Source organism: Clavibacter sp. CT19, from assembly GCF_027858075.1.
Classification (GTDB): domain Bacteria; phylum Actinomycetota; class Actinomycetes; order Actinomycetales; family Microbacteriaceae; genus Clavibacter; species Clavibacter tessellarius_A.
The window spans coordinates 169,598-195,957 of the sequence record NZ_JAQHYR010000004.1 but is presented as its reverse complement, the minus strand read 5'-3'; the positions used below and the strand labels follow the sequence as shown (position 1 = coordinate 195,957).

At 72.3% G+C, this 26,360-nt stretch carries 28 protein-coding genes and 1 pseudogene; 15 read left to right on the top strand and 14 right to left on the bottom strand.

Translation table 11 applies throughout. The features are described from left to right. The first annotated feature begins 22 nt into the window (after window positions 1-22). The 4 genes from PED38_RS06820 (at window position 23) to PED38_RS06805 (ending at window position 4,012) form a co-directional block, all read left to right on the top strand. Window positions 23-760, top strand: coding sequence for a lysophospholipid acyltransferase family protein (locus PED38_RS06820; RefSeq protein WP_270980472.1), 738 nt, complete (start codon window positions 23-25; stop codon window positions 758-760). Then, window positions 753-1,850, top strand: a complete 1,098-nt coding sequence (locus PED38_RS06815; protein ID WP_270980470.1) for an NAD(P)H-dependent glycerol-3-phosphate dehydrogenase — start codon at window positions 753-755, stop codon at window positions 1,848-1,850. The genes PED38_RS06820 and PED38_RS06815 overlap by 8 nt, the downstream gene beginning before the upstream one ends. A gap of 2 nt (window positions 1,851-1,852) precedes the next feature. Further along, window positions 1,853-2,962: a D-alanine--D-alanine ligase family protein gene (locus PED38_RS06810; RefSeq protein WP_063070743.1), complete on the top strand. Its 1,110-nt coding sequence runs from the start codon at window positions 1,853-1,855 to the stop codon at window positions 2,960-2,962. A gap of 105 nt (window positions 2,963-3,067) precedes the next feature. Then, window positions 3,068-4,012 (top strand): glycosyltransferase family 2 protein, encoded by a 945-nt coding sequence (locus tag PED38_RS06805; RefSeq protein ID WP_081234838.1) that lies wholly within the window; start codon window positions 3,068-3,070, stop codon window positions 4,010-4,012. Here PED38_RS06805 and PED38_RS06800 read toward each other — a convergent pair. Then, the gene (locus PED38_RS06800; RefSeq protein WP_063070744.1) at window positions 3,969-4,478 is read right to left on the bottom strand and encodes a DUF3515 domain-containing protein; all 510 of its coding nucleotides are present in this window, start codon (window positions 4,476-4,478) and stop codon (window positions 3,969-3,971) included. The two genes, PED38_RS06805 and PED38_RS06800, sit on opposite strands and share 44 nt — an antisense overlap. A 24-nt stretch (window positions 4,479-4,502) precedes the next feature. On the opposite strand from PED38_RS06800, the gene PED38_RS06795 reads away from it, so the two are divergent. Then, window positions 4,503-5,585: a thiamine-phosphate kinase gene (locus PED38_RS06795; RefSeq protein WP_270980468.1), complete on the top strand. Its 1,083-nt coding sequence runs from the start codon at window positions 4,503-4,505 to the stop codon at window positions 5,583-5,585. Here the strand turns inward: PED38_RS06795 and rsmD are convergent. Next, a complete protein-coding gene (gene rsmD / locus PED38_RS06790; protein WP_063070746.1) occupies window positions 5,582-6,154 on the bottom strand; it encodes a 16S rRNA (guanine(966)-N(2))-methyltransferase RsmD in 573 nt (190 codons plus the stop codon). The two genes, PED38_RS06795 and rsmD, sit on opposite strands and share 4 nt — an antisense overlap. Window positions 6,155-6,437: 283 nt before the next feature. Between rsmD and PED38_RS06785 the strand changes: the two genes are divergently transcribed. From PED38_RS06785 to mutM, 9 genes and pseudogenes are all read left to right on the top strand, one after another. Further along, window positions 6,438-7,412, top strand: a complete 975-nt coding sequence (locus PED38_RS06785; protein WP_270980537.1) for an AAA family ATPase — start codon at window positions 6,438-6,440, stop codon at window positions 7,410-7,412. 4 nt (window positions 7,413-7,416) lie between these two features. Beyond that, on the top strand, window positions 7,417-8,739 hold the full coding sequence (locus PED38_RS06780; RefSeq protein ID WP_254654462.1) for a DUF58 domain-containing protein: 1,323 nt from the start codon (window positions 7,417-7,419) through the stop codon (window positions 8,737-8,739). Continuing rightward, on the top strand, window positions 8,736-11,216 hold the full coding sequence (locus PED38_RS06775) for a transglutaminase TgpA family protein (protein ID WP_270980464.1): 2,481 nt from the start codon (window positions 8,736-8,738) through the stop codon (window positions 11,214-11,216). The genes PED38_RS06780 and PED38_RS06775 overlap by 4 nt, the downstream gene beginning before the upstream one ends. Beyond that, window positions 11,213-13,396: an ATP-dependent DNA helicase RecG gene (locus PED38_RS06770; RefSeq protein ID WP_270980463.1), complete on the top strand. Its 2,184-nt coding sequence runs from the start codon at window positions 11,213-11,215 to the stop codon at window positions 13,394-13,396. Before PED38_RS06775 ends, PED38_RS06770 begins: the two co-directional genes overlap by 4 nt. A 26-nt stretch (window positions 13,397-13,422) precedes the next feature. Further along, window positions 13,423-13,914, top strand: a complete 492-nt coding sequence (coaD, locus tag PED38_RS06765; protein WP_063072651.1) for a pantetheine-phosphate adenylyltransferase — start codon at window positions 13,423-13,425, stop codon at window positions 13,912-13,914. A 19-nt stretch (window positions 13,915-13,933) separates the two neighbouring features. Next, the gene (locus PED38_RS06760) at window positions 13,934-14,506 is read left to right on the top strand and encodes a YceD family protein (RefSeq protein ID WP_270980461.1); all 573 of its coding nucleotides are present in this window, start codon (window positions 13,934-13,936) and stop codon (window positions 14,504-14,506) included. A gap of 2 nt (window positions 14,507-14,508) precedes the next feature. After that, on the top strand, window positions 14,509-14,712 hold the full coding sequence (gene rpmF / locus PED38_RS06755) for a 50S ribosomal protein L32 (RefSeq protein WP_012038043.1): 204 nt from the start codon (window positions 14,509-14,511) through the stop codon (window positions 14,710-14,712). A 25-nt stretch (window positions 14,713-14,737) separates the two neighbouring features. Then, a pseudogene (gene rnc / locus PED38_RS06750) lies at window positions 14,738-15,455 on the top strand (ribonuclease III). A gap of 6 nt (window positions 15,456-15,461) precedes the next feature. After that, window positions 15,462-16,397: a bifunctional DNA-formamidopyrimidine glycosylase/DNA-(apurinic or apyrimidinic site) lyase gene (gene mutM, locus PED38_RS06745; protein WP_270980459.1), complete on the top strand. Its 936-nt coding sequence runs from the start codon at window positions 15,462-15,464 to the stop codon at window positions 16,395-16,397. Window positions 16,398-16,465: 68 nt separating this feature from the next. Here mutM and PED38_RS06740 read toward each other — a convergent pair whose 3' ends face one another. From PED38_RS06740 to PED38_RS06705, 8 genes are all read right to left on the bottom strand, one after another. Beyond that, a complete protein-coding gene (locus PED38_RS06740) occupies window positions 16,466-16,915 on the bottom strand; it encodes an SMI1/KNR4 family protein (RefSeq protein WP_270980458.1) in 450 nt (149 codons plus the stop codon). 21 nt (window positions 16,916-16,936) lie between these two features. Then, window positions 16,937-17,581, bottom strand: coding sequence for a hypothetical protein (locus tag PED38_RS06735; protein WP_270980456.1), 645 nt, complete (start codon window positions 17,579-17,581; stop codon window positions 16,937-16,939). A 229-nt stretch (window positions 17,582-17,810) separates the two neighbouring features. Continuing rightward, on the bottom strand, window positions 17,811-18,530 hold the full coding sequence (locus PED38_RS06730; RefSeq protein ID WP_270980454.1) for a pentapeptide repeat-containing protein: 720 nt from the start codon (window positions 18,528-18,530) through the stop codon (window positions 17,811-17,813). Between the two features lie 222 nt (window positions 18,531-18,752). After that, entirely contained in the window at window positions 18,753-19,229 is a 477-nt protein-coding gene (locus PED38_RS06725) for a DUF4870 domain-containing protein (RefSeq protein ID WP_333720439.1), read from the bottom strand. A gap of 250 nt (window positions 19,230-19,479) precedes the next feature. Next, window positions 19,480-20,121 carry a zinc ribbon domain-containing protein gene (locus PED38_RS06720; protein ID WP_270980452.1) on the bottom strand — a complete coding sequence of 214 codons (642 nt, stop codon included), beginning with the start codon at window positions 20,119-20,121 and terminating at the stop codon, window positions 19,480-19,482. 1 nt (window position 20,122) lies between these two features. Further along, the gene (locus PED38_RS06715) at window positions 20,123-20,713 is read right to left on the bottom strand and encodes a TetR/AcrR family transcriptional regulator (protein WP_270980451.1); all 591 of its coding nucleotides are present in this window, start codon (window positions 20,711-20,713) and stop codon (window positions 20,123-20,125) included. A 105-nt stretch (window positions 20,714-20,818) separates the two neighbouring features. Continuing rightward, complete coding sequence (bioB, locus tag PED38_RS06710; RefSeq protein ID WP_270980449.1) at window positions 20,819-21,880, bottom strand: biotin synthase BioB; 1,062 nt, start codon at window positions 21,878-21,880, stop codon at window positions 20,819-20,821. After that, complete coding sequence (locus PED38_RS06705; RefSeq protein WP_270980447.1) at window positions 21,877-22,401, bottom strand: biotin transporter BioY; 525 nt, start codon at window positions 22,399-22,401, stop codon at window positions 21,877-21,879. The genes bioB and PED38_RS06705 overlap by 4 nt, the downstream gene beginning before the upstream one ends. 392 nt (window positions 22,402-22,793) lie before the next feature. Between PED38_RS06705 and PED38_RS06700 the strand changes: the two genes are divergently transcribed. After that, complete coding sequence (locus PED38_RS06700; protein ID WP_270980445.1) at window positions 22,794-23,939, top strand: DUF4303 domain-containing protein; 1,146 nt, start codon at window positions 22,794-22,796, stop codon at window positions 23,937-23,939. A 196-nt stretch (window positions 23,940-24,135) separates the two neighbouring features. Here PED38_RS06700 and PED38_RS06695 read toward each other — a convergent pair whose 3' ends face one another. The 4 genes from PED38_RS06695 to PED38_RS06680 form a co-directional block, all read right to left on the bottom strand. Next, window positions 24,136-24,714 (bottom strand): hypothetical protein, encoded by a 579-nt coding sequence (locus PED38_RS06695; RefSeq protein ID WP_270980444.1) that lies wholly within the window; start codon window positions 24,712-24,714, stop codon window positions 24,136-24,138. A 108-nt stretch (window positions 24,715-24,822) separates the two neighbouring features. Beyond that, a complete protein-coding gene (locus PED38_RS06690) occupies window positions 24,823-25,401 on the bottom strand; it encodes a hypothetical protein (protein ID WP_270980443.1) in 579 nt (192 codons plus the stop codon). 163 nt (window positions 25,402-25,564) lie between these two features. After that, a complete protein-coding gene (locus tag PED38_RS06685; protein WP_270980442.1) occupies window positions 25,565-25,933 on the bottom strand; it encodes an immunity 22 family protein in 369 nt (122 codons plus the stop codon). After that, window positions 25,930-26,346: an SMI1/KNR4 family protein gene (locus tag PED38_RS06680; RefSeq protein WP_270980441.1), complete on the bottom strand. Its 417-nt coding sequence runs from the start codon at window positions 26,344-26,346 to the stop codon at window positions 25,930-25,932. Before PED38_RS06680 ends, PED38_RS06685 begins: the two co-directional genes overlap by 4 nt. Window positions 26,347-26,360 lie beyond the last annotated feature (14 nt).

Sequence of the window (26,360 nt, the reverse complement as noted above, 5' to 3'; positions counted from 1 at the left end):
CCGCGACCCGACCGGAGCACCCATGGCGAACGAGAAGGCCCTACCGTCGATCTTCTGGGTGCTGGCCGCCCTCGTGCTGCCGGTGCTGAACACGGCCGTCCGGTTCGAGATCCGGCACCCCGAGCGGCTCCCGCGAACGGGCTCGTACGTGCTGGCGCCCAACCACTACAGCGAGATCGACCCGGTGGTCATGGGGGCCGTGGCGTGGAAGCTCGGGCGGCTGCCGCGGTTCCTCGCGAAGGCGTCGCTGTTCGACGTCCCGGTGGTCGGCTGGTTCCTCCGCCGCTCGGGGCAGATCCCGGTGCAGCGCGACGGCGGCGTCCGCGGCGGCGAGGCCCTCACCGCCGCGAAGGACCTGGCGCGCGACGGCCGCATCGTCGTCGTGTATCCGGAGGGCACGCTCACGCGCGACCCCGACCTCTGGCCCATGCGGGGCAAGACCGGCGCCGTGCGGCTCGCGCTGCAGGCCGGGATCCCCGTGGTCCCGATGGCGCACTGGGGCACGCAGCAGCTCATGGGCCGCTACTCGAAGCGCGTGCGCCTGTTCCCGCGCTCGACCATCCACGTGGCCGTCGGCGAGCCGGTCGACCTCTCCCGCTTCCGCGACCGGAGCCTCGACTCCGCGACCCTGACCGAGGCGACCGCGGTCGTCATGGCCGCCATCACGGAGCTCCTCGAGGAGCTCCGCGGCGAGACCGCCCCCACCGAGCGCTGGGACCCCCGCTCGAACAACCAGAAGGAGACCGGCCGATTTGAGTGACGCGACCGCGAGCCCCCGACTTGCAGGATCCACCGTCCCGAGCGCGTCCGCATCGACGCCCGTCGACGCGACGGCAGGCCCGGGGGAGCGCCGCAAGGTCGTCGTCCTCGGCGCCGGCAGCTGGGGCACGACCTTCGCCAAGGTCATGGCCGACGGCGGCAGCGACGTGCTCATGTGGGCACGCCGCCCCGAGCTCGCCCGGGAGATCTCCGAGGCGCAGCGCAACAGCGACTACCTGCCGGGCGTGAACCTCCCGCGCCGGCTCACGGCGGACGCCTCCCTGGAGCGGGTGCTCGACGGCGCCACGGACGTGTTCGTCTCGGTCCCCAGCCAGACGCTGCGCCAGAACCTCGAGGCGGCCCGGGAGCTGATCCCGGCGGACGCCGTCGTCGTCAGCCTCATGAAGGGCGTGGAGAAGGGCACGGGCCTGCGCATGAGCGAGGTCATCGCGGAGACGCTGGGGCTCGGTGCCGCGCGCATCGCCGTGGCGTCGGGCCCGAACCTGGCGCTCGAGATCGCGCGCGAGCAGCCGACCGCCGCGGTCGTGTCGTCGGCGGATCCGGCCACGGCGGAGCGCATCGCCAAGATCGCCCGCAACCCCTACTTCCGGTCGTTCGTGAACACCGACGTGATCGGGACCGAGTTCGGCGGCGTGCTCAAGAACCTCATCGCGGTGGCGGTCGGGATCGTCGACGGCGTGGGGTACGGCGAGAACACGAAGGCGTCGATCATCACCCGCGGCCTCGCCGAGATGACCGCGTTCTCCGTGGCCTACGGCGCCCGGGCCGAGACCCTCGCGGGCCTCGCGGGGCTCGGCGACCTCATCGCCACGTGCGAGTCGTCGCTGTCCCGCAACAACACGGCCGGCCGTCTGCTCGGCCAGGGCTACAGCTTCGGCGACGTCGTGTCGCGCATGCAGCAGACCGCCGAGGGGCTCTCCTCCGTGGCGCCCGTGCTCGAGCTCGCCCGCCAGCGCGGCGTGGTGATGCCCATCGTCGAGCAGGTGTCGCAGGTGCTCGCGGGCACGCTCTCGCCGCGCGACATCGCCCCGCACCTCACGACCGACGACGACACTCCGCAGGGGGAATGACCATGGCCGACCGCATCCGCGTCGTCCTGCTGTTCGGCGGGACGTCCAGCGAGCACTCCATCAGCTGCGCGACGGCGAGCGGGGTCCTCGGCGCGCTCGACCGGGAGCGCTTCGAGGTGATCCCGGTGGGCGTCACCCGCCGCGGCGCCATGACGCTGCAGGCGGACGACGCGTCCGCCCTCGCGCTCGACGCCGAGGCCCTGCCCGAGGTCGCCGACAACGGCACGCGCGTGCGCTGGCCGGAGGACGCGTCGTCGCGCGAGCTGCACGTGCGGGACGCGGACGGCCCCGAGCGCTCGCTCGGCCGCGTCGACGTCGTGTTCCCCATCCTCCACGGCACCCAGGGCGAGGACGGGACGGTGCAGGGGATGCTCGAGCTCGCCGGCCTCCCGTACGTCGGCTCGGGCGTGCTGGCCTCGGCGCTCGGGATGGACAAGCACTTCGCGAAGACGGTGCTGCGCGACGCCGGAATCGCCGTGGCGCCGTGGACCACCGTGACGCGACGCGACTGGGAGGCCGACCCCGACGCCGTCCGCGCCCGGGCGGCGGAGCTCGCCCTGCCCGCGTTCGTGAAGCCGGCGCGCGCCGGATCGAGCGTCGGCGTGAGCCGCGTGGCGGAGCCGGGGGAGCTCGACGCCGCCCTCGCGACCGCGTTCCGGGAGGACGACCGCGTGCTCGTCGAGGCCGGCCTCGTCGGACGCGAGGTGGAGTGCGCGATCCTCGACGGCGGGCCCGGCACGCTGCCGCGCGCGTCCGTCGCGGGCGAGATCGTCGTCTCCGGCCGCGACTTCTACGACTTCGAGGCGAAGTACCTGGGCGCCGACGGCATCCAGCTGGTGTGCCCGGCGGACGTGACCGCGGATCAGCTCGCCGACATGCAGGAGCTGTCGATCCGCGCCTTCCGCGCCGTCGGCGCCCGCGGCCTCGCGCGCGTGGACTTCTTCCTGACGGCCGAGGGGTTCGTGCTCAACGAGATCAACACGATGCCCGGCTTCACGCCCATCTCGATGTTCCCCGCCTGCTGGGGCGCGTCGGGCGTCGCGTACCCCGACCTCATCTCGGAGCTGCTCGACGTGGCGCTCGCCTGGGAGGCGGAGGGACGGCGCACCTGAGGCGGCTCTCCGGGGCCGCGGCGGGCATCCGCGGGGCAGGCCGTCGAGGCAGGCGACCGACGCCGACCGCCGGTCGCCGCGACGGGGAGAGCCTAGGCTCGACGCATGCTCGTAGGACGATCCGTCGCCCGGCCCCGCCTCCACCCCGACGCCCGGATCGGGTTCGCGGTGCGCCCGGCGGCCCGTCTCCGCGGCGAAGGCTCGCGGCCGGTGGGCGAGACCCCGACCGTCCGGCGGCCGACGGTCTCCGTCGTCATCCCCGTCCGCGACGACGCCGGGCACCTGCGGGCCTGCCTCCGGGCCCTCGCCGGCCAGACGGTCGCGCCGGACGAGGTCGTGGTCGTGGACAACGCCTCCCGCGACGACAGCGCGGAGGTCGCCCGCGCGGGCGGCGCGCGCGTCGTCCACGAGCCCGTGGTCGGGATCCCGGCGGCCGCGTCGACCGGCTACGACGCGGCGCGGCACGAGGTCATCGCGCGGCTCGACGCCGACTGCGTACCGCCCGCGGACTGGATCGAGCGGCTCGGCGACGTGCTCGCCGCGCGTCCCGACATCGCCGCCGTCACGGGCGCCGCGCGCTTCCTCGACGGCCCGCGCGCGCTCCGCGGCGTCGCGGCCGTCGCCTACCTCGGCGCCTACTTCGCCTCGGTGACGCTCGCGCTCGGGCACCCGCCGCTGTTCGGATCCAACTTCGCCCTCCGCGCCGACGCCTGGCGCGAGGTGCGCCACGAGGTGCACCGCGCGGGGACGCACCTGCACGACGACATCGACCTCTCGGTGCACCTGGGGCCCGAGCGGCGGATCGTGCTCGACCCGCGCCTGGGCATGGGGATCAGCATGCGTCCGCTGACGCGCCCGTCGACACTGCCGCTGCGGATGAGCCGGGGCATGGCGTCGCTCACGACGCACTGGCCGCGCGAGCTGCCGTGGCTGCGATGGTGGCGCGCGGGCCGGCTGGTCGTGGCCGCGCGCCGGGGGCACGGGCCGGATGCGCTCGAGGCGCCGGTCAGCTCCCGGGCGGCGGTGCCACGCCGAGGTCCTGCGCGCTGACGCAGCGGTTCGTCTGCGGGATGGCGCCGACGACCCGGCTCAGGTCCGTGAGGGCCGTGTAGCTCGCCTGCGTGGAGTCGATGACGACCTCCACGGCGGGCGTGCGCCCGTAGGTCGTGTAGCGGATGTTCGGCGCCCTGGTGTCGTCCTCCACCCAGTCGACGTCGTCGTAGCTGATGCAGGCGTCGGTCGTGGGCCCGGGCGGCGTCACGCCGCAGCGCAGGATCACCGTGCTCTGCGGATCGCCCCACGCTCCCGTGCCCTGGGCGTCGGTCTCGCGGAGCGGAGCGGAGCCGAGCTCGGCGGGCAGGTGCACGACCACGTCGGCGCAGAGCGGATCCGCCGCGTCGGCCGCGGGCTCGAGCGAGACGGTGGGGGTGCAGCCGGCGAGGAGGACGGCGAGGCCGCACGCGGCGACGGCGGCTGCGGCGGCGCGCACGGCGCGGGCGGGGCGGCGGGGAGTCATCGGGGTCAGGCTACCGTGGCACCCGTGACGACTCCTGAGACGCCCCGGCCCGACGACGCGACCCTGGGCAGCGCGGGGGAGCTCGCGACCCTCGCGCGGATCCTGCCCCGCCTGCCGGACGCCGACGCCGCCGACGCCGGGCCGGGTGACGACTGCGCCGTCGTGCGGGCGCCCGACGGCCGGTTCGTCATCACGACCGACATGATGGTCGAGGGGCCCGACTTCCGCCTGGCGTGGTCGACGCCGCACGACCTCGGGATGCGCGCCGCCGCCTCCAACCTCGCCGACGTCGCCGCGATGGGCGCCCGACCGACCGCCCTCCTCGTCGCGATCGCCGCGCCCGCCGACACGCCCGTGCGGGACCTCGAGGCGCTGGCCGACGGGCTGCGCGACGGCTGCCGCGCCCAGGCGCCCGGCTGCGGCGTGGTCGGCGGCGACCTCTCCGTGTCGGACGCGCTCGTCATCACGGTCACCGCGACGGGCGACCTCGAGGGCCGCGCCCCGGTGCTGCGCTCCGGCGCGCGCCCCGGGGACGTGATCGCCGTGGCGGGCACGCTCGGCATGGCCGCCGCCGGCGTCCGGCTGCTGTTCGACCACGCGCGCCGGGCCGATGCGGGCGGCGAACCGGTCCCCGACGCTGACCTCGCGCGGGCGCTCCGGTCCGCGCATCCCGACGCGGTCGAGGCGCAGCTCTCGCCGGTCGCGCCCATCGCCGCCGGGGTGGAGGCGGCCCGCGCCGGGGCCACGGCGATGCTCGACGTCTCCGACGGGCCGCTCCTCGACCTCGCCCGGATGGCGCGCGCGAGCGGCGTGGCCATCGACCTCGCGACCGCGGCCCTCGCCGCCGACGTCCGGCGCGTCGCGGACGCGCATCCTGCTCTCCCGTCCCTGGCCCTCGACCTCGTCCTCACGGGCGGCGAGGACCACGGACTCGTCGCCGCCTTCCCCGCGGGCGCCCCGATCCCCGGGTCGTTCCGGGTCGTCGGCGTCGTGCGGGAGGCGGGCGCCCGGGGTCCGTCGGTCACGGTCGACGGCGCTCCGTACGAGGGCCCGCGGACCCCGCGCGGCGGCTGGGACCCGTACGCCGACTGGGACGGCGCGCGCTAGCCCCGATCCGCCGCGGCCCACCACACGACGGTGTCGCCGTAGGCCCGGCGTCGGTCGAGCGCGATTCCGACGGGCCACGCGGGCTCCGCCGATCGGGCGCTCCGCTCCACCATGACGACCGCGTCGTCGGCGAGCCGCGGCGCGAGGGCGGCCAGCTCCTCGGCGAGCTCCGCGTCGCCCACCTCGTACGGCGGATCCAGGAACGCGACGTCGTAGGTGCCGCGGTCGCCGAGGAGGAAGGCGTGCACGCTCTGGGCGGCGACGCGGATGGCCAGTTCGGCTCCGCGCGGCGCCGCGCCCTCGAGGATGCGCGCGTTCGACCGGCACACGGACGCGGCCGGGGTGGCGCGCTCCACCAGCACCACCTCGCGCGCCCCGCGGCTCGCGGCCTCGAGGCCGAGGGCGCCGGATCCGGCGTAGAGGTCCAGGACCCGTGCGCCGTCGAGCGCGTCGCGGGCCTCGAGACCGGAGAAGAGGGCCTCGCGCACCCGGTCGCTCGTGGGGCGCGTGCCGGTCCTCGGGACCCGGAGCACGAGGGAGCCGGCGAACCCGGCGACGATGCGGGTCACGACGTGCGTCCGGCGGGACGCGGAGCGGCAGGGATCGGGGCGGGGTCCACGGGCGTCCACGCTACCCGTCCGCGGCCGCGTCCAGCCGCTCACGGCCGCTCCCCGGACGCGCGGGGGGAGCTGACGTATGCTCGCAAGACGCCCACGACGCTGGAGGATCCGCGTGACGAGCCCCGAGTCCGAGTCCGTTCCCCTGCACGGCGATCCGGGCGTCGCGCCCGCGCGCATCCACCCCGCCCCGCGGACGGGGGCCCACGCCCCCGCCTCACGCGGGTCCCGGGCCATGCCGCTGACGGAGGTGCGCCGGCTCGCCGACCTCATCCTCGGCAACATCGACGCCGTCATGTCCGGCAAGCAGGACGCCACCCGCATGGCCCTCACCGTGTTCCTCTCCGGCGGCCACCTCCTCATCGAGGACGTGCCCGGGGTCGGGAAGACCATGCTCGCCAAGGCGCTGGCGCGGAGCGTCGACTGCACCGTCAACCGGATCCAGTTCACGCCCGACCTGCTCCCCTCGGACGTCACGGGCGTCTCCGTGTACAGCCAGGCCGACCACCGCTTCGAGTTCCAGCCGGGCGCCGTGTTCGCGAACATCGTCATCGGCGACGAGATCAACCGCGCGAGTCCCAAGACGCAGTCCGCGCTCCTCGAGTGCATGGAGGAGGGGCAGGTCACGGTCGACGGCGTCACGCACGGGCTCCAGCAGCCGTTCACGGTCGTCGCCACGCAGAACCCGGTCGAGATGGAGGGCACGTACGCGCTCCCCGAGGCGCAGCGCGACCGCTTCATGGCCCGGATCTCGATGGGCTACCCCGACGCCGACGCCGAGCTGGCGATGCTCCGCGACCGCGACACGGTGAGCCCGCTCGACGAGCTGCGGCCCGTGGTCGACGCCGACGAGCTCGACGCGATGATGCACGCGGCCCGCGGGGTCTACGTGTCCGATCCCGTCTCGCGCTACGCGGTGGCGATCGTGCAGGCCACCCGCGGTCACGAGGACATCCGCCTGGGCGCGAGCCCCCGCGCCACGCTCCAGCTCATCCGCGCCGCGAAGACCCGCGCCGCGCTCGACGGCCGCGACTTCGTGCTGCCCGACGACATCGATGCGCTGGCCGCGCCGGTGCTCGGGCACCGGCTCGTCGCCACGGGCCGGGCGCTCGGCCGGCGCGGCAGCGGGCAGGCGGCCGTGGTCGAGATCCTCGAGCGGATCGTCGCCACCACGTCCGTGCCGCTGAGCGCCGCGGGCCGGGCGCGCTGACGTCGTGCGGCCCCTCGCGCGCCTGATGCGGAGGGTCGGCATCGAGGCCGTCCCGCATCCGACCCTCCGGGGCATCGCCCTGCTCGCCGCGGGCGTCGCGGCGTTCGCGGGCGCGTTCCTCGCGGGGCGGCGCGAGTTCGTCTTCATCGGCGCCGCGGTGCTCGCGCTGCCGCTGCTCGCGGCCGCCTGGCTCGTGGTCGCGCGCATCCGGCTGCACGTCGAGCGCTCCTTCTCCTCGGACGTCGTCGAGTCCGGCACCGCGACGACCGTCACCGTGTCCGTGTCGAGCACGGGCCCCTTCGCGACGCCGCCGGCGCAGGTGCTGGACGTCGTGCCCGGCGTGGAGGGAGCGACCCCGCCCGCGGCGCTGCCGTCCCTTCGGGGGCTCGCCCGGGGATCACGGCGCGCCGCCGTCCGGCCGGTCCTCCGCTACGACCTGACGCCCGAGCGCCGCGGCGTGCACGAGGTGGGGCCGCTCGCGGTCGAGGAGAACGACCCGTTCCGCCTCATGCTGCTGCGCCACGTCGCCGGCGGCACCTCGCGGCTCGTCGTGACGCCGCGCATCGCCGACCTCGAGGCGGAGCCCTCCGGCCAGGTGTCGTCGGAGGGCGAGTCCGAGCGCGTCCAGCGCCGGGCGGACGGCGGCGAGGACGACCTCGGCACGCGCGAGTACCGGGCGGGGGATCCGCTCCGCCGCGTGCACTGGCGCGCCACCGCCCGCCACGGCGAGCTCATGGTGCGACAGGAGGAGCAGCGGTCGAGCCCGCGCTCGCTCGTGCTCCTCGACACCCGCGCGTCCGCCTTCCCCCGGTACGCGGACGACGACGACGAGGGCGACCGCGCGTTCGAGCGCGCGGTGTCCTTCGCCGCGAGCGTCGCCGTGCACCTCCAGCGCGGCGGATACGCGGTGCAGCTCCTCGAGACCGCGGGCGCCTCCGACGCCCCCGCCCCGGGCCGCGGCGCCGAGCCCGCGAGCGAGGCCGACCTGCTGCTCCGCCTCGCCGAGGTGCGCCCGACCGATCCCGACCCCGACCGCGACGCCGTGCAGGAGCTGCTGTCCGACCTCCGCCGCAGCCGCCGGGCCGTCCCCCTGCACGCGGTGCTCGGCCACCTCGACGAGGCCGAGGCCCGGCGCCTCGCCGGGCTCGGATCCACCTGCCGTCCCGCCGTCGCGTTCCTCGCGCATCCCGGCCGCGTCGACGGACGCGACGACCGGGAGGCCCTCCGCATACTCCGCGAGTCCGGCTGGACCACCGTGGTCCTCGGCGAGGGCATCCGACCCGCGGACGCCTGGCACGCCGCGCGCTCCGAGGAGATGGCCCGATGACCGACCTCGGCTCCGTCGGACTCGGCGGCCGCGAGCGCTGGACCGTCGAGCCGCGGCCCCTGCCGGGCGAACGGCGCGGGGGACGCGGCGCGGGCGCGTCCGGCATGCCCGGGCGCGATGGCCGTCCGCCCCGTCCCCGCGGCCGCGCCGCCGCCCGCTGGCCGCTCACGGCCGCCCTCGCGGTCGCGCTCCTGGCCGCCGCCGCGAGCCTCCACCTGCTCATCGAGACCGGTCCCTGGTTCCTGCTCTGCGCGGTCGTCGTGGCGGCGGTCCTCGGATCCGCCGCGCTGCTCCGCGCCGCGGGCGCGCCGCGGATCCTCGCCTCGGGCGGCGCGCTCGTCGTGCTCGTGCTCCTCGTCACGCTCGTGTTCGCGGGACGCACGGCGATCCTCGGCGTGCTGCCGACCCCGGAGACCGTGCGGACGCTCGTGGCCGTGGGGGAGCAGGCGGGGGAGGAGATCTACCGCCGCTCCGCGCCCGTGCCGCCGCTCGCGTCCATCGTCTTCGTGGCCGTCGCGTCGATCGGGGCTCTCGCCGTCCTGCTCGACGTGCTCGCGTCGGTGCTCCGCATGCCCGCCGTCACGGGCCTGCCGCTGCTCGTGCTCGTGTCCGTGCCGGGCGCGATCCTCGTCGGCGAGTTCTCGGTCGCGTCCTTCGCCGTCACGGCGCTGGCGTGGTTCGCGGTGCTCGCGGCCGATGCGCGCGACCGCGGGAGCGACCTGCCGGGCGGGCGGGCGTCGTCGGGCGACCGCGGATCCGGCCGCGGGAGCCCGGGCGCCGCGCGCGCGACCCTCGTCTCCGCGGGCGCGCTCGCGGCCGGCGCCGTCGTCGTCGCGTTGGTCGCCCCCGCGATCGTCCCCGGGCTCACGAGCGCCACGTTCCCCACCGCCTCCGGAGCGGGAGCCAGCGGCTCCCGCGTCGTCAACCCGATCCTCGACCTCGGCGACGACCTCCGCCGCCCGGTCGACGTCGACGCGCTCCGCTACTCGACCGGGTCGTCGACGCCCCTCTACTTCAAGGTCACCACGCTGTCCCGCTTCGAGGGCGAGGAATGGGCGCCGTCGCCGCTCCGGCCGCCCGAGGAGAACACGGTCGACGCGATCGGGCCCGACCTGGGCGCCGGCCGCGACGTGCCCGTCGAGGACGTCGAGGCGCGCGTGCAGGTCGAGGGCTCCTCGAGCGCCTGGCTGCCCGCGCCGTACGCCCCGCGCAGCGTCGCCGGTCTCGAGGGCACGTGGCGGTGGTCGGAGCAGGGCCTCGCGATCCGCTCGTCCGACTCCGACAGCCGCGACCAGAGCTACACCGTGCGCTCCGAGCTCCCCCGTCCGTCCGCCGAGCAGCTGAGGGCCGCACCGCCGGCGACCGCGGGCGACCTGTCGCCGTTCCTGCAGATCCCGGACGGGACGCCGGCCGTGGTGGGCACCACGACGGCCGACGTGCTCGCCGGGATCGACGACCCCTACGACAAGGCCCTCGCGCTCCAGCGGTTCTTCACGGACGGCCGGTTCCGCTACTCCGAGGAGGCGCCCGTCCAGCAGGGCTACGACGGCAGCGGCGTCGACGTCGTCGGCGAGTTCCTGCGGGTGCGCGCGGGGTACTGCGTGCACTTCGCGTCGGCCATGGCGATCATGGCGCGCGAGGCCGGCATCCCGTCGCGCGTGGCCGTGGGCTACCTCCCGGGCTCGCAGGTCGGCCGCGACGGCGACCTCATCACCTACCGCGTCGGCTCGCACGACCTGCACTCGTGGCCGGAGCTGTACTTCGCGGGCATCGGCTGGATCCCCTTCGAGCCGACCCCCGGCCGCGGGCAGGCCGCGCCGTACGCGCAGCCCTCCGCCGCCCCGACCGCCGCGCCGACCCCCTCCGCCGCGCCGACGCCGTCGGCCGAGGCCGCGCCCACCACCGCGCCCGCGCCCACGGCGTCCGCCGCCCCGGGGGCCGCCGGCCCGGGCGCCGACCGGATCCCGTGGGGCGCGATCGGCGTCGCGGCCCTCGTCGTGCTCGTGCTCGCGCTCCTCGCGTCCCCCGCGCTGCTCCGCCGCTCCCGCCGCGCCGGCCGCCTCCGCGCCCTCGCGGCAGGGGACGCCCCCGCCGGCACCGCCTGGCACGAGGCGGAGGACCGGGCCGTCGACCTGGGGATCCGGGTGCCCGACACCGAGTCGCCGCGCGAGCTCGGCCGGCGGCTCGCGGGCGACGACCCCGCCCTCCGGGATCCGGTCGCGGTGCTCGTGGGCGCACGCGAGCGCGAGCGGTTCGCCCGGGCCGACGCTCCGGTCGACGCCGCGACGGGCGCCGCGCTGGCCGATGCGCTCCTCGTGCTCGGCGCGGCACTCGGCGCCCGCGCGGGCAGGGTCGACCGGCTGCTCGCCGTGGTCGCGCCCCGCTCGCTCGTCCGCCGTCGTCCACGCGGGGAGGCCGAGGACGACGGCGCCCCCGCATCCCGGGCGTCGGACGCTCCTCGTACACTCGGGGGATGACCGGATCCGACGCCGCGCTCGCGGGCGTCGTGGGCGGCCGCACCGCCGGCGTGCTGCAGAAGGCGTTCGGGCTGCGCACGGTCGCCGACCTCCTCGAGCACCTGCCGCGCCGCTACGCCCGCCGCGGCGAGCTCACCGCCTTGGCCGAGCTGCCGGTCGACCAGCAGGCCACCATCGTCGCCGAGGTGCGCGAGGTGCGGGAGCGGCCCATGCGCGCGCGGCGCGGCAGCATCCTCGAGGTGCGCATCACCGACGGCCGCGGCTTCCTCACCCTCACCTTCTTCAACCAGGCGTGGCGCGCCAAGGACCTGGTGCCCGGCGTCCGCGGGATCTTCGCGGGCAAGGTCAGCGACTACCGCGGCGCGCTCCAGCTCGCCCATCCGGACTACGAGCTGTTCGACGCCCACGAGGGCCCCGAGCTCTCGGGCGGCGAGCCGGATGCTGCCGCCCGCCGCTGGGCCGAGATGCCCATCCCCATCTACCCGGCCACCGCGTCCATGGCGAGCTGGCAGGTCGCGAAGTCGGTGGCGCTCGCGCTCGACGCGGTCGACGACCTGGACGACCCGGTCCCGGCCGACGTGCGGGCCGCGCGCGGCCTCCTCCCGCACCGCGAGGCGCTCGAGGGCGTGCACCGTCCCGAGAAGGACGTCGACTGGAAGCGCGGCCGCGATGCGCTCCGCTTCCAGGAGGCCTTCGTGCTGCAGACCGCCCTGCTGCAGCGGCGGCAGGCGGCGCGCGCGCTGCCCGCCACCCCGAGGATCCCGACGCCCGGCGGCCACCTCGACCGCCTCGACGCGCAGCTGCCCTTCGAGCTCACGGGCGACCAGCGGCTCGTCGGCCAGGAGATCGCGACGGACATGGCGCGCACCTGGCCCATGAACCGGCTCGTGCAGGGCGAGGTCGGCTCCGGCAAGACGCTCGTCGCGCTCCGGGCGATGCTCGCGGTCGCCGACTCGGGCGGCCAGTCCGCGCTGCTCGCGCCCACCGAGGTGCTCGCGAGCCAGCACCTCCGCTCGCTCACGGCGTCGCTCGGGCCGGATCTCGCGGCGGAGCTCATGCCCACGCTCCTCACCGGCCAGCTGTCCACCGCCGAGCGGAAGCGCGCGCTCCTGCGCATCGTCAGCGGCCAGGCGCGCATCGTCGTCGGCACCCACGCGCTCCTCGGCGACCGCGTCGAGTTCCTCGACCTCGGCCTCGTCGTGGTCGACGAGCAGCACCGCTTCGGCGTCGACCAGCGCGAGGCGCTCCGCCGGAAGGGCGGCACCCCGCCGCACGTGCTCGTGCTCACGGCCACGCCCATCCCGCGCACGGTCGCCATGACGGTGTTCGGCGACCTCGACGTCTCGACCATCGCCGAGCTGCCGAGCGGGCGCCAGCCCATCGCGTCCTTCGTCGTGCCGCTGCACGAGCACCCGGGCTGGATCGAGCGGGTCTGGGAGCGCACGGCCGAGGAGATCCAGGAGGGGCGCCAGGCGTTCGTGGTGTGCCCGGCGATCGACCCGCAGGATCCGGACGCGGAGGACGAGGACGCGGCCGAGGGCGCCGATGACGCGCCGACCCGGCCCGCGCTCGCCACGGTCACCGAGGTCGATGCGCTGCTCGCGGCGCACCCGCGCCTCGGGTCCGTCCGCCGCGCGGTGCTGCACGGCCGCATGTCGGGGGAGGAGAAGGACCGCGTCATGCGCGCGTTCTCCGCGGGCGAGATCGACCTCGTCGTGGCCACCACCGTCATCGAGGTCGGCGTCGACGTGCCCAACGCCTCCACCATGGTCATCCTCGACGCCGACCGCTTCGGCGTCTCCCAGCTGCACCAGCTGCGCGGCCGGGTCGGTCGCGGCGGCGTGCCCGGCCTCTGCCTCATGGTCACGCACGCGGAGCCCGAGACGGTCGCCCGCGAGCGCGTCGACGCCGTCGCCGCGACCCTCGACGGCTTCGAGCTGGCGCGCGTCGACCTCGAGCTCCGCCGCGAGGGCAACGTGCTCGGCACGAACCAGTCGGGCGGCCGCTCGTCGCTCCGGCTGCTGCGGGTCGCGCAGGACGGCGACCTCATCGAGTCCGCGCGCGAGCACGCGCACGACGTGCTCGAGGCGTCGCCCGACCTCGCGGGGCATCCGGCGCTCGCCCGCGCGCTGGCCCGCCGGCTCGACGACGAGGAGCGCGCCTTCCTCGACAAGAACTGACCCCGCCCCGGCCCTAGGCTGGCGGGATGCAGCGGATCGCCGTCGTCCCCGGATCGTTCGACCCCGTCACGCTCGGCCACCTCGACGTGATCCGCCGCGCCGCCGGCCTCTACGACGAGCTCGTCGTCCTGGTCGTGCACAACCCCGGCAAGACCCCGATGCTGCCGCTCGCGGAGCGCGTGCAGCTCATCGAGCGCGTGATCCGCGACGCCGGCCTGCCCGCGACCGTCCGCGTCGACTCCTGGGGCGCGGGCCTCCTCGTCGACTACTGCCGGCAGGTCGGGGCGACCGTGCTCGTGAAGGGCGTCCGCTCGCAGCTCGACGTGACCTACGAGACGCCCATGGCGCTCGTCAACCGCGACCTGGCGGGCGTCGAGACCGTGCTGCTGCTGCCGGATCCGGGGCACGCGCACGTCTCCAGCTCGCTCGTGCGGCAGGTGGAGGCGCTCGGCGGCGACGTGTCGCCCTACGTCCCCGCCGCCGTCGCCGAGGCCCTCGCCGTCCGACGGGATGGCTGACGCCCCGTAGGATCTACGGGTGTCCCGGTTCCAGAAGACCCCATTCACGGTCAACGTCCACGACATCGTGCACCGCCCCGGTGAGATGCGCGAGCTCGAGCTGACCATCACCCTGCCGGAGCGCATGGGGGAGGGCCTCATCGCCGTCCCCGCGGGCCGCGAGATGCAGGTGAGCGTCCGGCTGGAGTCCCTCCACGACGGGATCCTGGTCACCGGCGACGTCGACACGGTGGCCGACGGGCAGTCCGCGCGCACCCTCGCCGACATGCAGGAGCGTGTCCAGGTCGATTTCGCGGAGATGTTCGCGTACTCTCTTGATGAAGCTTTCGACTACCAGGTCCAGGACGAGCACGTGGACCTGGAGCCGGTCATCCGGGATGCGGTGGTCCTTTCACTGCCGTTCCAGCCCGAAGTGCCGGGCGAGGACCTCGATCTCGATCTGGGTCCCGGCATCAGCCTGGTCCTCGCGGACTCCGACCCGGAGCCCGTGATAGACCAGCGCTGGGCAGCCCTGTCCGGCTTCCGAGCTTCCGAAGACAGCGGTGCGGCGCGTGAAGACGCCGACACCGAAACGCAGAGAGATGAGAGTTAGCCATGGCTGTTCCCAAGAGAAAGATGTCCCGATCCAACACGCGCGCGCGTCGCTCGCAGTGGAAGGCCGAGGCTCCCACGCTCGTCAAGACCATCGAGAACGGCAAGGTCGTCTACTCCATGCCCCACCGCGCGCGCGTGGTCGAGGACGCCGCCGGCACGCCCCTGTACATGGAGTACAAGGGCCGCAAGGTCGCCGACGTCTAGTCGCGACCCGCACGGTCCGTCGGACATGACCGACACCCCGGGATCCCACGTCCACGGCGACCGCGACGCGCTCCGGCGCCTCCTCGCCGTGGACGTGAGCCCCGAGCTCCTCGAGCTCGCGCTCACCCACCGCTCGTACGCGTACGAGCACGGCGGCATCCCGCACAACGAGCGCCTCGAGTTCCTCGGCGACTCCATCCTCGGGCAGGCCGTCACGGTCATGCTCTACCTCGAGAACCCCGACCTCGACGAGGGCGAGCTCGCCAAGCGGCGCGCCAGCCTCGTCTCCAGCGTGGCCCTCGCGGAGGTCGCCACCCGCATCGGGCTCGGCGAGCACCTCCTGCTCGGCCGCGGCGAGGAGCTCACGGGCGGCCGCGCCAAGTCGTCGATCCTCGCCGACACGGTCGAGGCCATCATCGGCGCCGCGTACCTCGACGCCGGGGGGGGAGGCCGCGACCGGCCTCGTGCTGCGCCTCATCGCGCCGCTCCTCGAGGACCCGGCGCGCTTCGGCGCCGCCATGGATCCGAAGACCGCGCTCCAGGAGAGCGCCGCACGCCAGGGCCTGCCTGCCCCCGTCTACGACGTGAGCGACAGCGGTCCCGACCACAGCAAGCGCTTCCACGCCGTCGTCACGGTGGGCTCGGCCGTCCGCACCACGGGCGAGGGATCCAGCAAGAAGCAGGCCGAGATGACGGCCGCGCTCGAGGCGTGGACGCGCCTCGAGGCGCGCACCACGGCCTGACCCGCGGTGCCCGAGCTCCCCGAGGTCGAGGTCGTCCGCGCCGGCCTCGAGCCCGCCGTGACCGGTGCGCGCATCACCGGCGTCGAGATCCTCGACGCCCGGTCCCTCAAGCGGCACGACCCGCTCGAGGGCGCGTTCGTCGACCTGCTCGTGGGCCGCGTCATCTCGTCCGCCGTCCGCCGCGGCAAGTTCCTCTGGCTGCCGCTCGAGCCCGACGCCGCACGCGACGCGACCGGGCCCCGCGCGCTTGTCACGCATCTCGGCATGAGCGGGCAGGTGCTGCTCCGCGAGCCCGGCTCCGACCCCGACGGGTTGCTGCGGATCCGCCTGGGCATCGAGCATCCGGCGCACGGCGAGCTCGTGGTCGCGTTCGTGGACCAGCGGATCTTCGGCTCCATGGCGGTCGACCGCCTCGTCCCCACGCCCGACAGGCACGCCGGCGGCCGCGGATCTGCCCTCGCCGTCGTGCCGACGCAGGTGGCCCACATCGCGCGCGATCCCCTCGACCCGGCGTTCGACGACGAGCTGCTGCTCGACCGCCTCGCCCGGCGGCGCACGGGGATCAAGCGCGCGCTGCTCGACCAGACGCTCGTGAGCGGCATCGGCAACATCTACGCGGACGAGGCTCTCTGGGCCGCGCGGATCCACTACGCGCACCCCACGGATCAGCTCGGCCGCGGCCGCGCGCTGAAGCTGCTCGCGGAGGTGCGGCACGTGCTCGCCCGGGCGCTGGCCGAGGGCGGCACGAGCTTCGACGCGCAGTACGTCAACGTGAACGGCGCCTCGGGCTACTTCTCGCACTCCCTCAACGCCTACGGACAGCAGGGCAAGCCGTGCCCGCGCTGCGGCACGCCGATCGTGCGCGAGGCGTTCATGAACCGCGGCTCGCACCTGTGCCCGCACTGCCAGGTGCTGCCGGATCCGGGCGCGGCCGCCGCCTGAGCCGGATTCGCCACTCCGCAGCGCGCGTACGACAGGACGTCGCTCGGACGCGCATGTGTCATTCCGGTCTACTCGTCGTATTCCGCCGTCCGCCTCTCCATGAACTCGGCGAAGGTCCCGGCGTAGACGTGATCACCACCGCCCAGCGCGTCCTCTCGGATCACCGGGTACTCGCCCCGGTCGTAGCCGGCCAGATCGAACGCGAACGACTCCTCCGGGCTGGGCACGAAGAAGTGCAACCGATCTACGGGTGTGACGCCGTTCCTCAGATCCAGCTTCCGTACGTAGATGAGGTCCTGGTCGGCATCGTCACGGAACTCCGGTGGCGCGAGCGTCAGCATGTCCTGTCCAGCAATGGAGGTGTCCCCGAACTCCGTCAACCACCACTTGTAGGACTCGGGAAGCGGGAAGCCGATCGCCTCCTCCGCGGCGGCTACCCATGCGGGATCCACAGGTGGTCCGTGCCGGATTACGGAAGCGCAAGCGGCGATCCTCCGCAGCGCGGCCTCATCGAACACGTGGACTCCTACTCGGGCGCGTCATCGACGAGTCCGCATCAGCCGGACTGCGGTCGAGAAGGGGAACGTCATCGGTCTCGCCCCGCCCTCACCGAGTTCGAGGTAGACGCCGGCTGCCCCCGCGGGCGAGATGGGCAGAGACGTCGTGAACCCATCGGTGACGAGGACGGGGAAGCGCGCGACCAGATCCTCCATGCGTTCCGCATCGCCCGGGTCGATGCGGTGATCAGGGGCGATCAGCGAGTCCATCTCGATCTGGATGAATCGGGCTCCTGCCTCGACGAGCCGACTCAGGTGGGCCTTGTGGTCGAGGAGCCAGAGGTCGTCTCGCCCGAACCACATGCCCGTGCAGATCCACGGCACTCCGAGTGGCGCCATCGAGGCGAGTTCGCGGCGCAGCAGGTCGGTCTTCTCCGGGTCGGCCGGAGGGAATTCGAGGTAGTCCGGCGCGAGACGATCGACCAGATCACGGTCGACGGACAGCGGGTCGACCTGCATCGAGATCTCCGCATCCGTCGACGCTCTGATCTCCACGTAGGTCGTCGTCGTGATCGCACGCGCCGCGTCCGGGTGTCCCTTGTCGGACAGTCGCACGCTGATGACATCGGCACCGCGCGCCATCCGGGCCTCGCTCGCGGAGCGGATCGGCCCGACCTTCAGCACCATGCCCTGAGTCCTGTGCGCCGTGTCACGCGCCGACTCCCACCTCGAGCGACGACCCGGGTCCCGAGCACCAGGCCGCGGACCATCGGATTCCGCCGAGGCGGGGAGGACACCGCGCCTTCGTCCCACCCGACCACCGAGGTTTCCGGGGGGCGAGTGGATTCTAAGCGTGTCTCCTCTCCGACGCCCTGCTCCACGGCCGGCGCGATCATCGGTCTCAGCCTCGCCACCTCTACTCCAGATCCGGATCGTACGGATCAAGCGGCATCGTCTCGGCATCTCCGGCGAGGAATGCGCGGCGGTACCGGTCGAGGTACCTCTCCTCCGTCGCATTCCACTCAGCCTCGCCCGGCCACTGATCGGGAAGCGAGACGCCGTCTCGCATCACGCGGGTGAGCCGTGCATCTCCAGAATCGAGTGCTGTCCGCTGTAGCGAGCAACGGTCGAAGACGGTCGCCTCCGAGAACTTCGCCCCCACGAACGAGCAGTCGGTGAAGGTAGTGTGCCGGAAGACCGCTCCTCGGAGATCCGCACCGTCGAAGCGGCACCGCTCGAAAACCGTGTTGGGAGCGGACTCGAGTCGAGGGGCCCGGGCATCGGTGAAGTCGCAGTCGATGACGTGAGGCCCCACCGCGAGGCGAGTCAGGTCGGCGCCGCGGAAGCTGCAGCGCTCGAACCTGCGGTTGAAGCGCGGCTGACCGGTGAGCTTGACGGCGTCGAACCGACTGTCGTAGATCTCCGACTGGGAGCACCTCGAATCACCGCGAGAGAAGCTGAGGTCTACGCGCGTGACGGTGAGGTAGACGAGGGCCAGGACTTCGGCGCCGACCTCGATCCCGCGCAGATCGGTCATGCCCTCCGGTGTATCCGGCCACGCAGAGACGAGCTCGTGGGCGTTCCTCGCGGGCCGACGTCCCTTGACTGCAAGCTGATGCCGCAGATCGTCGATCATCGCGGATGTCCATCTACGACGCAGTGCAGTCATCTCCGACCGTTTCATGAATCGACTCCATCCTGGGAACGCGGCTCATACCGCGCTGAGGCTTCGACTGTCCATGAGCTTCGCTCGTGCCCCCTCATTCGCCGCGAGCAGGAGCGTCCCTAGCGTCATGGGCGGGATGACGGCGGTGGCTGTCGGATCAGCACAGGCGGACCCGACAGCCACCAGCGACACCTAGTTCTTGATCAGCTCGATCGAGAGCGGGTACTTGTACGGGCGGCCCTGGTTCGCCGCGACGGCGGCCATGATCGCGAAGACGATCGTGACGACCCAGATCGCGAACACGATCAGCAGCCCGATGCCGACGACCGACAGGACCAAGCCGACGACGTAGGCGATCAGCATCGTCAGGTGGAAGTTCAGCGCGCGTCGCGTGTGCTCCTTGATGAACGGGCCTCGCTCGCGCAGGACGAGATAGCCGACGAGGGGAATCACGAAGCCGAAGAGGACGCCGCCGATGTGGATCAGGGTCGCCCAGAGCTTCTCCTCATCGGGACGCAGCGGAGGTGTCGGATGGCTGCTGCTGTACGGGTTTCCAGCTCCGGGTGTTCCTGCCGTGCCGGGATTCTCGGACGCGCCCGGAGGGGGCGTCTGGTCGTGACCTGTGGTGGGGCGGTCATCCTGCGGGGGAGTGGGGGGTGCATCGGTCATTCGCGTGACTCCAATCGTTCTCTTCGTGGTTCCTGGCCGGTGGGTCCTCGTGGGAATCGGCGCAGGCGTGGGTGGGGGGTAGGAGGATCTGGGTGCATCCGGCGACGTGGTGCTCGTGGACGGGCTATTGTCTGGCGTCGGCTGCGTCAGGTGTGACGCGGTGAGTCCGCATCGGAGCGGCCACGTGCCGAGGCTGGTCGGGTCCGAGCCCCGGGATCGGTCGTCGGCCCGGGTCTCCCGGCCGACCCGCTCATGACACGGACGCGGTTCCGCACTCGGCGCAGAATCGAGCGCTTCTCGTCAGGTCCGCGCCGCAGGCGCCGCAGGGGCGGGTCATCCCGAGGGAGCCGCCGCACTCGGTGCAGAACTTCCCGCCACGTGCCTGCGCACCGCATGACGGACATGCCGGATGCGCCTGCTGCGCGAGCGACATGTCCCCGACGAGGTCGACGGTCTCGAGTCGCTGCTGCATCTGGGTGCGGCGGGCCTCTGCCTGGAGCTGAGCCAGCTGTTCCACGATGACGGGCGAGCAACGGACGCACTGTCCGACATCGGTGTTCCAGCAGCCGTCGCCGCAGACCCAGTCGCCGCACCCGCGGCATTGGTGGAAGCGGGGCGCGATCTCAGCGGTCGCTGATTGCAGGGCCTGGTCCTTGGCGGGTGAGTTGGTTCCCCGGTCCAGGAGCCGGTCGGCCACGTACCCGACCTGAGCGATGGGGCCGCCGATGAGTCCGCTCAAGCCCCGGGCGAGCTTCTGTCCTGTCGCACGCGGGTCGCGGCGGAATGCGGATCGGAAGCCGTTGCCGCAGCGCTCGCAGCGGAACTCGAATTGGTAGCCGTCCTGGTTGGACAGGTCGGTGACGTTGTCGGTGAACGGGATGTGCGTGGTCATCTCACTCCTGGTGAGGAAGGGCGGGGTCGGGAAGGGGAGGGCGGTCGGTGCCGGGGGAGGGGATGCGGAGGATGGTCTCGACGAGACCGCGGAATGCGTGTTCGTCCGCGAACCGGGCGGCTTCCATCAGCATCAGGTTGTTGATGAGCATGCCGCGGCCGATGAAGGACGCCACCTCGTCATCGGAGCCGCCCTTGTCGCACAGCGTGCGATAGACCTCTCCGAACAGGCGGCGTGATTCGCGCCCGATCTCGGGTTCGGCTGTGGCGGCGGAGAACCCGTGCGCGTGGACCAGCACGGCTTCCGGCTTCGAGAGCACGAGCTCCCGGTAGGCGGCTCCGAGGCGCTGAGGATCGAACCCTCGAACGGGCGCGGTCCGGAACGTGTCGATGATCATCTCCCCCGCGTGTGCGTGTGTCCGTATGAAGAGCAGCCGTTTCGACCCGTAGGCCTGGATGACGTACGGCTGCGATACGCCCATCTGCTCGGCGACCTGCGCGGTGGTGGTGCCGAAGTAGCCCCGAGCAGCGAAGGCGCGCATCGACGCGGCGAGCAGTTCGTCGTTGCGGGCGGGGACGCTCCGCTCCGACATGGTGCACCTCTCCGCCGCTCACCGGTTATCGAGCGATAACAGGATGGCCGAGCAGCGGGGGCGTGTCAACATCCCGACGGCAGCGCGCACGATGTCCGGCCGAGGTCAGGCATTGGCGTCGAGAGCCGTACCTGCGCCCCGTCGGCGAGGGCGCGGCGGCTGAGGGCTCCCGGCGATCTCGCTCCCGTCTCCGGCTCCCGCGACGACGAACCCGTTCTCGCGGATGAGGGTGTGGTCCGCCGCGGCCGTCTGTCCTTCTGCGGTCAGGTAGTCGCCCAGGAACATCGAGTTCGCGACATGGAGCGCCAGGCCCTGGAGCGAGCCCAGGTGGAGCTCTCGTCCGCCGGCCAGCCGGATCTCCGCGTCCGGGCACATCAGTCGGGCCAGCGCCACGATCGTGAGACACCGCAGCGGGGTCAGCGTCCATCGACCGGCCATCGGTGTGCCATCGAACGGGACGAGGAAGTTGATGGGGACGGACTCGGCTCCGAGGTCGCGGAGCGCGCCGAGAGCCTCGATCACCTGGCGGTCGGCCTCGCCGAGGCCGACGATCAGGCCGCTGCAAGGGGAGACGCCCGCACGCTGCACCGCCGTGATGGTGTCGATGCGATCGGCGTAGGTGTGGGTCTGCACGATCTCGTCGTGGAATGACTCTGCGGTGTTGATGTTGTGGTTGTAGGCGTCGACTCCTGCGGCGGCGAGGCGTTCGGCCTGGCCGCCGCGGAGGAGCCCGAGGCACGCGCAGACCTCCACGCTCGGTCGCCGGCCCTTCACGCGGGAGGCGATGTCCGCCACCCGGTCGATGTCGCGGTGAGACGGTCCGCGTCCGCTGGCGACCAGGCAGACGCGAGCCGCCCCACCCGTGATGCCGAGCTCCGCCTGCTCGACCGCCTCGTCCGTCGTGAGCCAGGAGTACTTCAGGATGGGCGCGGTGGATCCGAGGGCTTGGGAGCAGTAGCCGCAGTTCTCCGGGCACAGTCCGGACTTGAGGTTCACCAGGTAGTTCAGCTTCACCCGGTTGCCGAAGTGTCGTCTGCGGATCCGCGCGACCGCTGCGACGAGATCGAGGACCTCGTCGTCCGGCGTCGCGAGGACCCGGATGGCGTCGTCGACGGTGATCGTGCCGCCGTCGAGCACGGTGTCGACCAGGTCGTGGACTTCGCTCACGCGTCGCCGCCGGCGGGATCCGGGCTCACCCGCTGGACGGCCCTCCATGCGGTCGGGAGGAGGGCGCTCAAGGCCAGTACCTTCACGGTGTCGCCGATCAGGAACGGGACGACCCCGAGCAGGAGCGCGCGCCCGAGGTCGACGTGCAGGGACACGGCGAGCCACGGCACGCCGAAGGCGTAGATGACGATCGTGCCGAGCGCGCCGAGGAGCAGCGTCGTCCCCACCTTCCGATCCGCCCGGCGTCGCGCGAGCTGACCCACGATGAGGGCTGCGGCGACGAATCCGACGATGTAGCCGAAGGTCGGGAACGCGATCCCCGACTGGCCGGAGGAGAACACCGGGGCTCCTCCCGCACCGAGCGCCAGGTACAGCACGGCGCTCATCGCACCCCGCGAGGATCCCAGCGCGGCGCCGGTCGCCAGCACCGCGAAGGTCGACATCGTGATGGGCACCGGCGTGAACGGGAGGGGGATGGTGATCGTGGCCGACACGACGATGAACGCGGTCCCCAGTGTCACGAGCACGGCATCCCTGATTCGGGATCCTCGGATGGTATCGGCCAGGTACCGCCTGGCCTGCGGTGCGACAGCGAGAGCCAACGCTCCTCCTAAACGGTGTTCAATGAACAGTGTTCAGGACGATAGCAGAGCTCGAAGCCGACGAAAGCGCGGCCGGGGCTTCATGGCTCGCTGGATTCGTCCGGCGGCCGGGTGCGAGACGCCGGGCGCCGAGCCGGTCTCGACGGGACGGGGGTGGATCGTGCGTTTCGAGAAGTCATCTCCGACCCTGAGACCTCTCGCGTGGTGGCGTTGTCGGAGTACGCGCCGCATGAGAGCGTATGCGCGTGCCACGAGCGGATGACAGGAACGAAGATGCGCGCGTAGTGGTGTGCCTCACGGAACGCCCACCGGTGGCCGTGATCATGCGGCTGCACCATCTGATCGGGATCGGGGCGTCCGAGATCGCTCGCCGGGTCGACGCGGGTGCTCCGCTCATCGATGAACCGGTCGCGCTCGCTCGCTCCCGCATCCGGGAGGTGCTGGCCCTCATCGAGCCGTTCGCCCACGACGTGCATCTCCTCCCCGTGGGAGCCTCGGTCGGGCTGGGGACGGCGATCTCGACCGATGAGCTGGAGGACGCTCTCGCTCCCGCTGCCGAGCCGCCGCCCACTCGGCCGGTACCAGATGCGGAGCTGGCGGTGATCGTGGCCGACGCCGCCGAGCGTGCTCTCGCCGAACTGCCGGCGACGATCCGCGAAGGATGGTGCGTCGTCGCGCTCGTGACGAGCGGGGAGGCCCTGCGCCCGTACCTGTGCGTGACGGGCGGCGGGGCCGATCTCTGGGACCTGGCGGCCTCGGAGTTCGCGGTCGCCGGGGACGAGCACTTCGCGGCCATCGCGCCCGCATGGGATGCCCGCGGCATGCTGGCCGAGATGGACGACGCCCCGGGGGACATCGAATTCGATGTACGGCTGGCGACTCTCGAGGAGGCTCTGCGGATTCTCGACACGCGAGGCGTCTTCGGCGTCGACGAGGATCGCGCCCGTGTCCTGTTGCTGGTCGGTACGATGCCGCCCGACCCGTCTGACGTCGGCTTCGTGCGGCGCCTCAACCCCCCAGGGCCCCTGCGGGACGCGTGGTTCGCCGAGGCTGCGGAAGGCCCCGTCTTCGCGGAGAGCTCCGTGCCGCCGTCGGTGTCCGATGAGGTGCTGCGCTCCGCGCCCACACCGGCGATGGCGGATCTGTGGCGTTGCGCACCCGGCGTCCTCGGGGACGACGGCACCCACATCTACGGACCCGACGACATCGGCGAACGCAACGCCACCTACGAGGTCGAGCTCTACGCGCCCGGATGGGTGCTCGTCGGCGACGACAGCGGCGGGAACGGCTACCTGATGCGCGCGACCGGGGCGGACTTCCGGGCGGCGACGGGCCGCCTCGGTGCCGAGGTGTTCCGCGTCGATCTGGGTGCCCTGGCAGCGGATGTCGCCGAGGAGGGCGTGTTCGTCACCGACGACCTCCTCGGCTGGCTGGCGGGCACCGACGCGCGCGCATGACGCTATGGGGTCGAGATGCGCTTCGCGCGTCTTCCCGCGACCGCGTCGCTGGGTGACGACGCGGCACATCCCCTGGGGCGCGCCATCCCGTCCGCCGGTGTCGGCGGCGACGAGGACGGCACCCGGGACACGGGGTGCAGATGCTCTGCGCCGGGTCGCAACCCCGTGCTCTCGCTGCCCACCTCGAATGCGGACATCACGGCCGGCCGCCGCGAATCCATGGGCCGGGAGGCGCCTTCGGGAGGAAGTCGATCTTCAGATCATGCGCCTCGCACAACGATCTCATCGCGTCCGTGACGACGACACCGAAGACCTCGCTCCTGTCCCGGGCGATGTGGAAGTCGGTTCGCGATTCGTCGAGATACGCGAGTTTCGTCAGCGAGATACTTCCATCTGGCAATGGGCGGCTCGAGGAGCGAGCCGCGTCGACGAGATCCAGTCGCAGGAGCGTCCGTGCCGCGAAGAACTCATAGTCCCTCCCTTCGCATTCGATCACGCAGGGGTGGAAGACCAACTCGTCCTCCAGCGTCTGGCCGATCAGGTCGACGAAACGCTTGGAGAAGATGGGGACCGAAGAAGTGGACGCGACGTAGTCGATCTCCTCGAGATCTGAGCCCGTGTACCCGGACTGGGCTCGAGCACGGAGCTCGACGAATTCGAGGAACCTACCATCACCACCGAACACGAAGTGTTCGACGAGTCGACTCCATTTCCCGGAGAAGTCGACGGTCGCGAGTTCATCGAACTTCGCGGTGAGGAGTGAGTAATAGGTCACAGCGCATCCTCTCCGGCCAGTCGTCCAGGCTCGACGCGGACCCGGCCGAAGGGGTCACGCGAAGCCGAGCACGTGCATGTCGTCATCCGCAGCCGATCGCCCAGCAGCTCACACATCAGGCAACACCTCCGCCCTCTTCGGGAGCCCCTCAAAGTCCTCGGCGATGAAGTAGAGGTTCTGATACTTCACGGCCTCGGGCATCTCCTGACCGACGTCGACCACGTAGTCTTCCTCATCCCATTGATTCTCATGGTCCCACCAGTAGAACCCACGCCTTCGTGAGGGATCGGCGACGAAGCATATCTGACCGCCGCTCCCATCAGCCGCGACAGGAAGGGAGCCGTGAGGCATCCGCGTACGATAGGTGTCTATCGCCCACTCCATGTCGAGGGTATCCACCGGAGCGCCCGTCCCATAGAAGTGGGACAGTCCGCACCCCTCTCGCGTGTAGTTAAGAATGCCGAGGGCGGGGTCATGGACATGAGCGGCCTCGGGGCTCTCGAATCTCACGAAGATCTCTCTCGCAAAGGAGCAGCAGCCGTATCTGAGCAGGAGGTCGACGTGACCTTCCGTGAACTCGACCTGGTGTTCCGCGGACATCCTCTGGACCTCACTGTCCTCAACGACCGCGAGACGTTCTCCCCCCAGCAGCAGCAGGCCTCCCAGGCGATCCAACTCGGAATCCATCGTCACCATCCACCCCTCAGGGAATCTCGCATCACCGACGGTCCACCATCACGATCGATCTGCGCCGATGGGTCATCGCCGGTGAGCGCCGAACCTCGCGACATGCGCTCCACATCTGTTCCGCGCCGCCATGTTGCGAGGAATCGAGCTCCTCGTGTCAACATCATGCAGAGAATCCGAAGGCACCGACGAACGTCAGGCCGTTGTACTCGGAACCGACAGCGACCGCGCCGTCGAAATCGATCATGCTGAAGCAATGGCTGGCACGGGTGATCCCGAGAGCTCCGCACGCGCTCAGGAGCTCGTCCTCGAACTGCTCGGAGTACGGCACCTCGACCATGACCTCGTCGACAGGGGCAGGATCACCCCTGTTGTAGGCGGAGAACTTGTCGAAGTCGAACCACTCCTTCCGGGTGTCTTTGCAGAATCCGCATTCGGCTCCGTATGCGTCGAGGTCGAAGTACCTCTCCCATTCGCCGTCGTTCCCCGGGTAGACGCCGAGCCACACGTGCACGGTCTTGTCGTTCGTCATCGAAGGGCTCCTGCGACGAATGCCGAGAAGCTCTCCGCCAGCTCTCGGTATCCGCCGGAGTCGTGGTCGTAGGTGAACACGTGGGCATCCTCCCCGATCATGATCGGGTTGCCGGACATGTCAAAGGAGATCACATATGAGTCCTCAGAGCCCGGCCACCCGTCGTCGCGGTATCTCTTCGTCAACGACGCGACATCGAGAGCCTCGAGCATGGTGGAGTTGTGGAACCCGTAGATCGACACGCCGACGTACAACCCGCCGAAGGCCGTGATGAATCGCACGTAGTCGGGGTCGAATCGGACCCCCAGTGACGCCTCCGCGCGCCTGATCTCGCCATCTCGAGCCGGGCTTCCACAGAAGATCTCGTTGCCGGGTTCTTGGAAGAACCTCTCGGCGAGGTCGATGATGCTCATGAAGACCTCCGATG

Excerpts from the sequence above, each read along its gene's own strand:
- PED38_RS06800 (WP_063070744.1), bottom strand. The coding sequence starts at position 4,478 with ATGACTCCCCGCCGCCCCGCCCGCGCCGTGCGCGCCGCCGCAGCCGCC.
- PED38_RS06735 (WP_270980456.1), bottom strand. The coding sequence starts at position 17,581 with ATGGTGCTGAAGGTCGGGCCGATCCGCTCCGCGAGCGAGGCCCGGATG.
- PED38_RS06770 (WP_270980463.1), top strand. The coding sequence starts at position 11,213 with ATGACCGGATCCGACGCCGCGCTCGCGGGCGTCGTGGGCGGCCGCACC.
- PED38_RS06680 (WP_270980441.1), bottom strand. The coding sequence starts at position 26,346 with ATGAGCATCATCGACCTCGCCGAGAGGTTCTTCCAAGAACCCGGCAAC.
- rpmF (WP_012038043.1), top strand. The coding sequence starts at position 14,509 with ATGGCTGTTCCCAAGAGAAAGATGTCCCGATCCAACACGCGCGCGCGT.
- PED38_RS06820 (WP_270980472.1), top strand. The coding sequence starts at position 23 with ATGGCGAACGAGAAGGCCCTACCGTCGATCTTCTGGGTGCTGGCCGCC.
- PED38_RS06810 (WP_063070743.1), top strand. The coding sequence starts at position 1,853 with ATGGCCGACCGCATCCGCGTCGTCCTGCTGTTCGGCGGGACGTCCAGC.
- PED38_RS06775 (WP_270980464.1), top strand. The coding sequence starts at position 8,736 with ATGACCGACCTCGGCTCCGTCGGACTCGGCGGCCGCGAGCGCTGGACC.
- PED38_RS06690 (WP_270980443.1), bottom strand. The coding sequence starts at position 25,401 with ATGGATTCCGAGTTGGATCGCCTGGGAGGCCTGCTGCTGCTGGGGGGA.
- PED38_RS06720 (WP_270980452.1), bottom strand. The coding sequence starts at position 20,121 with ATGACCACGCACATCCCGTTCACCGACAACGTCACCGACCTGTCCAAC.
- PED38_RS06730 (WP_270980454.1), bottom strand. The coding sequence starts at position 18,530 with ATGATCGACGATCTGCGGCATCAGCTTGCAGTCAAGGGACGTCGGCCC.
- PED38_RS06785 (WP_270980537.1), top strand. The coding sequence starts at position 6,438 with ATGCCGCTGACGGAGGTGCGCCGGCTCGCCGACCTCATCCTCGGCAAC.
- PED38_RS06685 (WP_270980442.1), bottom strand. The coding sequence starts at position 25,933 with ATGACGAACGACAAGACCGTGCACGTGTGGCTCGGCGTCTACCCGGGG.
- PED38_RS06715 (WP_270980451.1), bottom strand. The coding sequence starts at position 20,713 with ATGTCGGAGCGGAGCGTCCCCGCCCGCAACGACGAACTGCTCGCCGCG.
- coaD (WP_063072651.1), top strand. The coding sequence starts at position 13,423 with ATGCAGCGGATCGCCGTCGTCCCCGGATCGTTCGACCCCGTCACGCTC.
- PED38_RS06805 (WP_081234838.1), top strand. The coding sequence starts at position 3,068 with ATGCTCGTAGGACGATCCGTCGCCCGGCCCCGCCTCCACCCCGACGCC.
- PED38_RS06725 (WP_333720439.1), bottom strand. The coding sequence starts at position 19,229 with ATGACCGATGCACCCCCCACTCCCCCGCAGGATGACCGCCCCACCACA.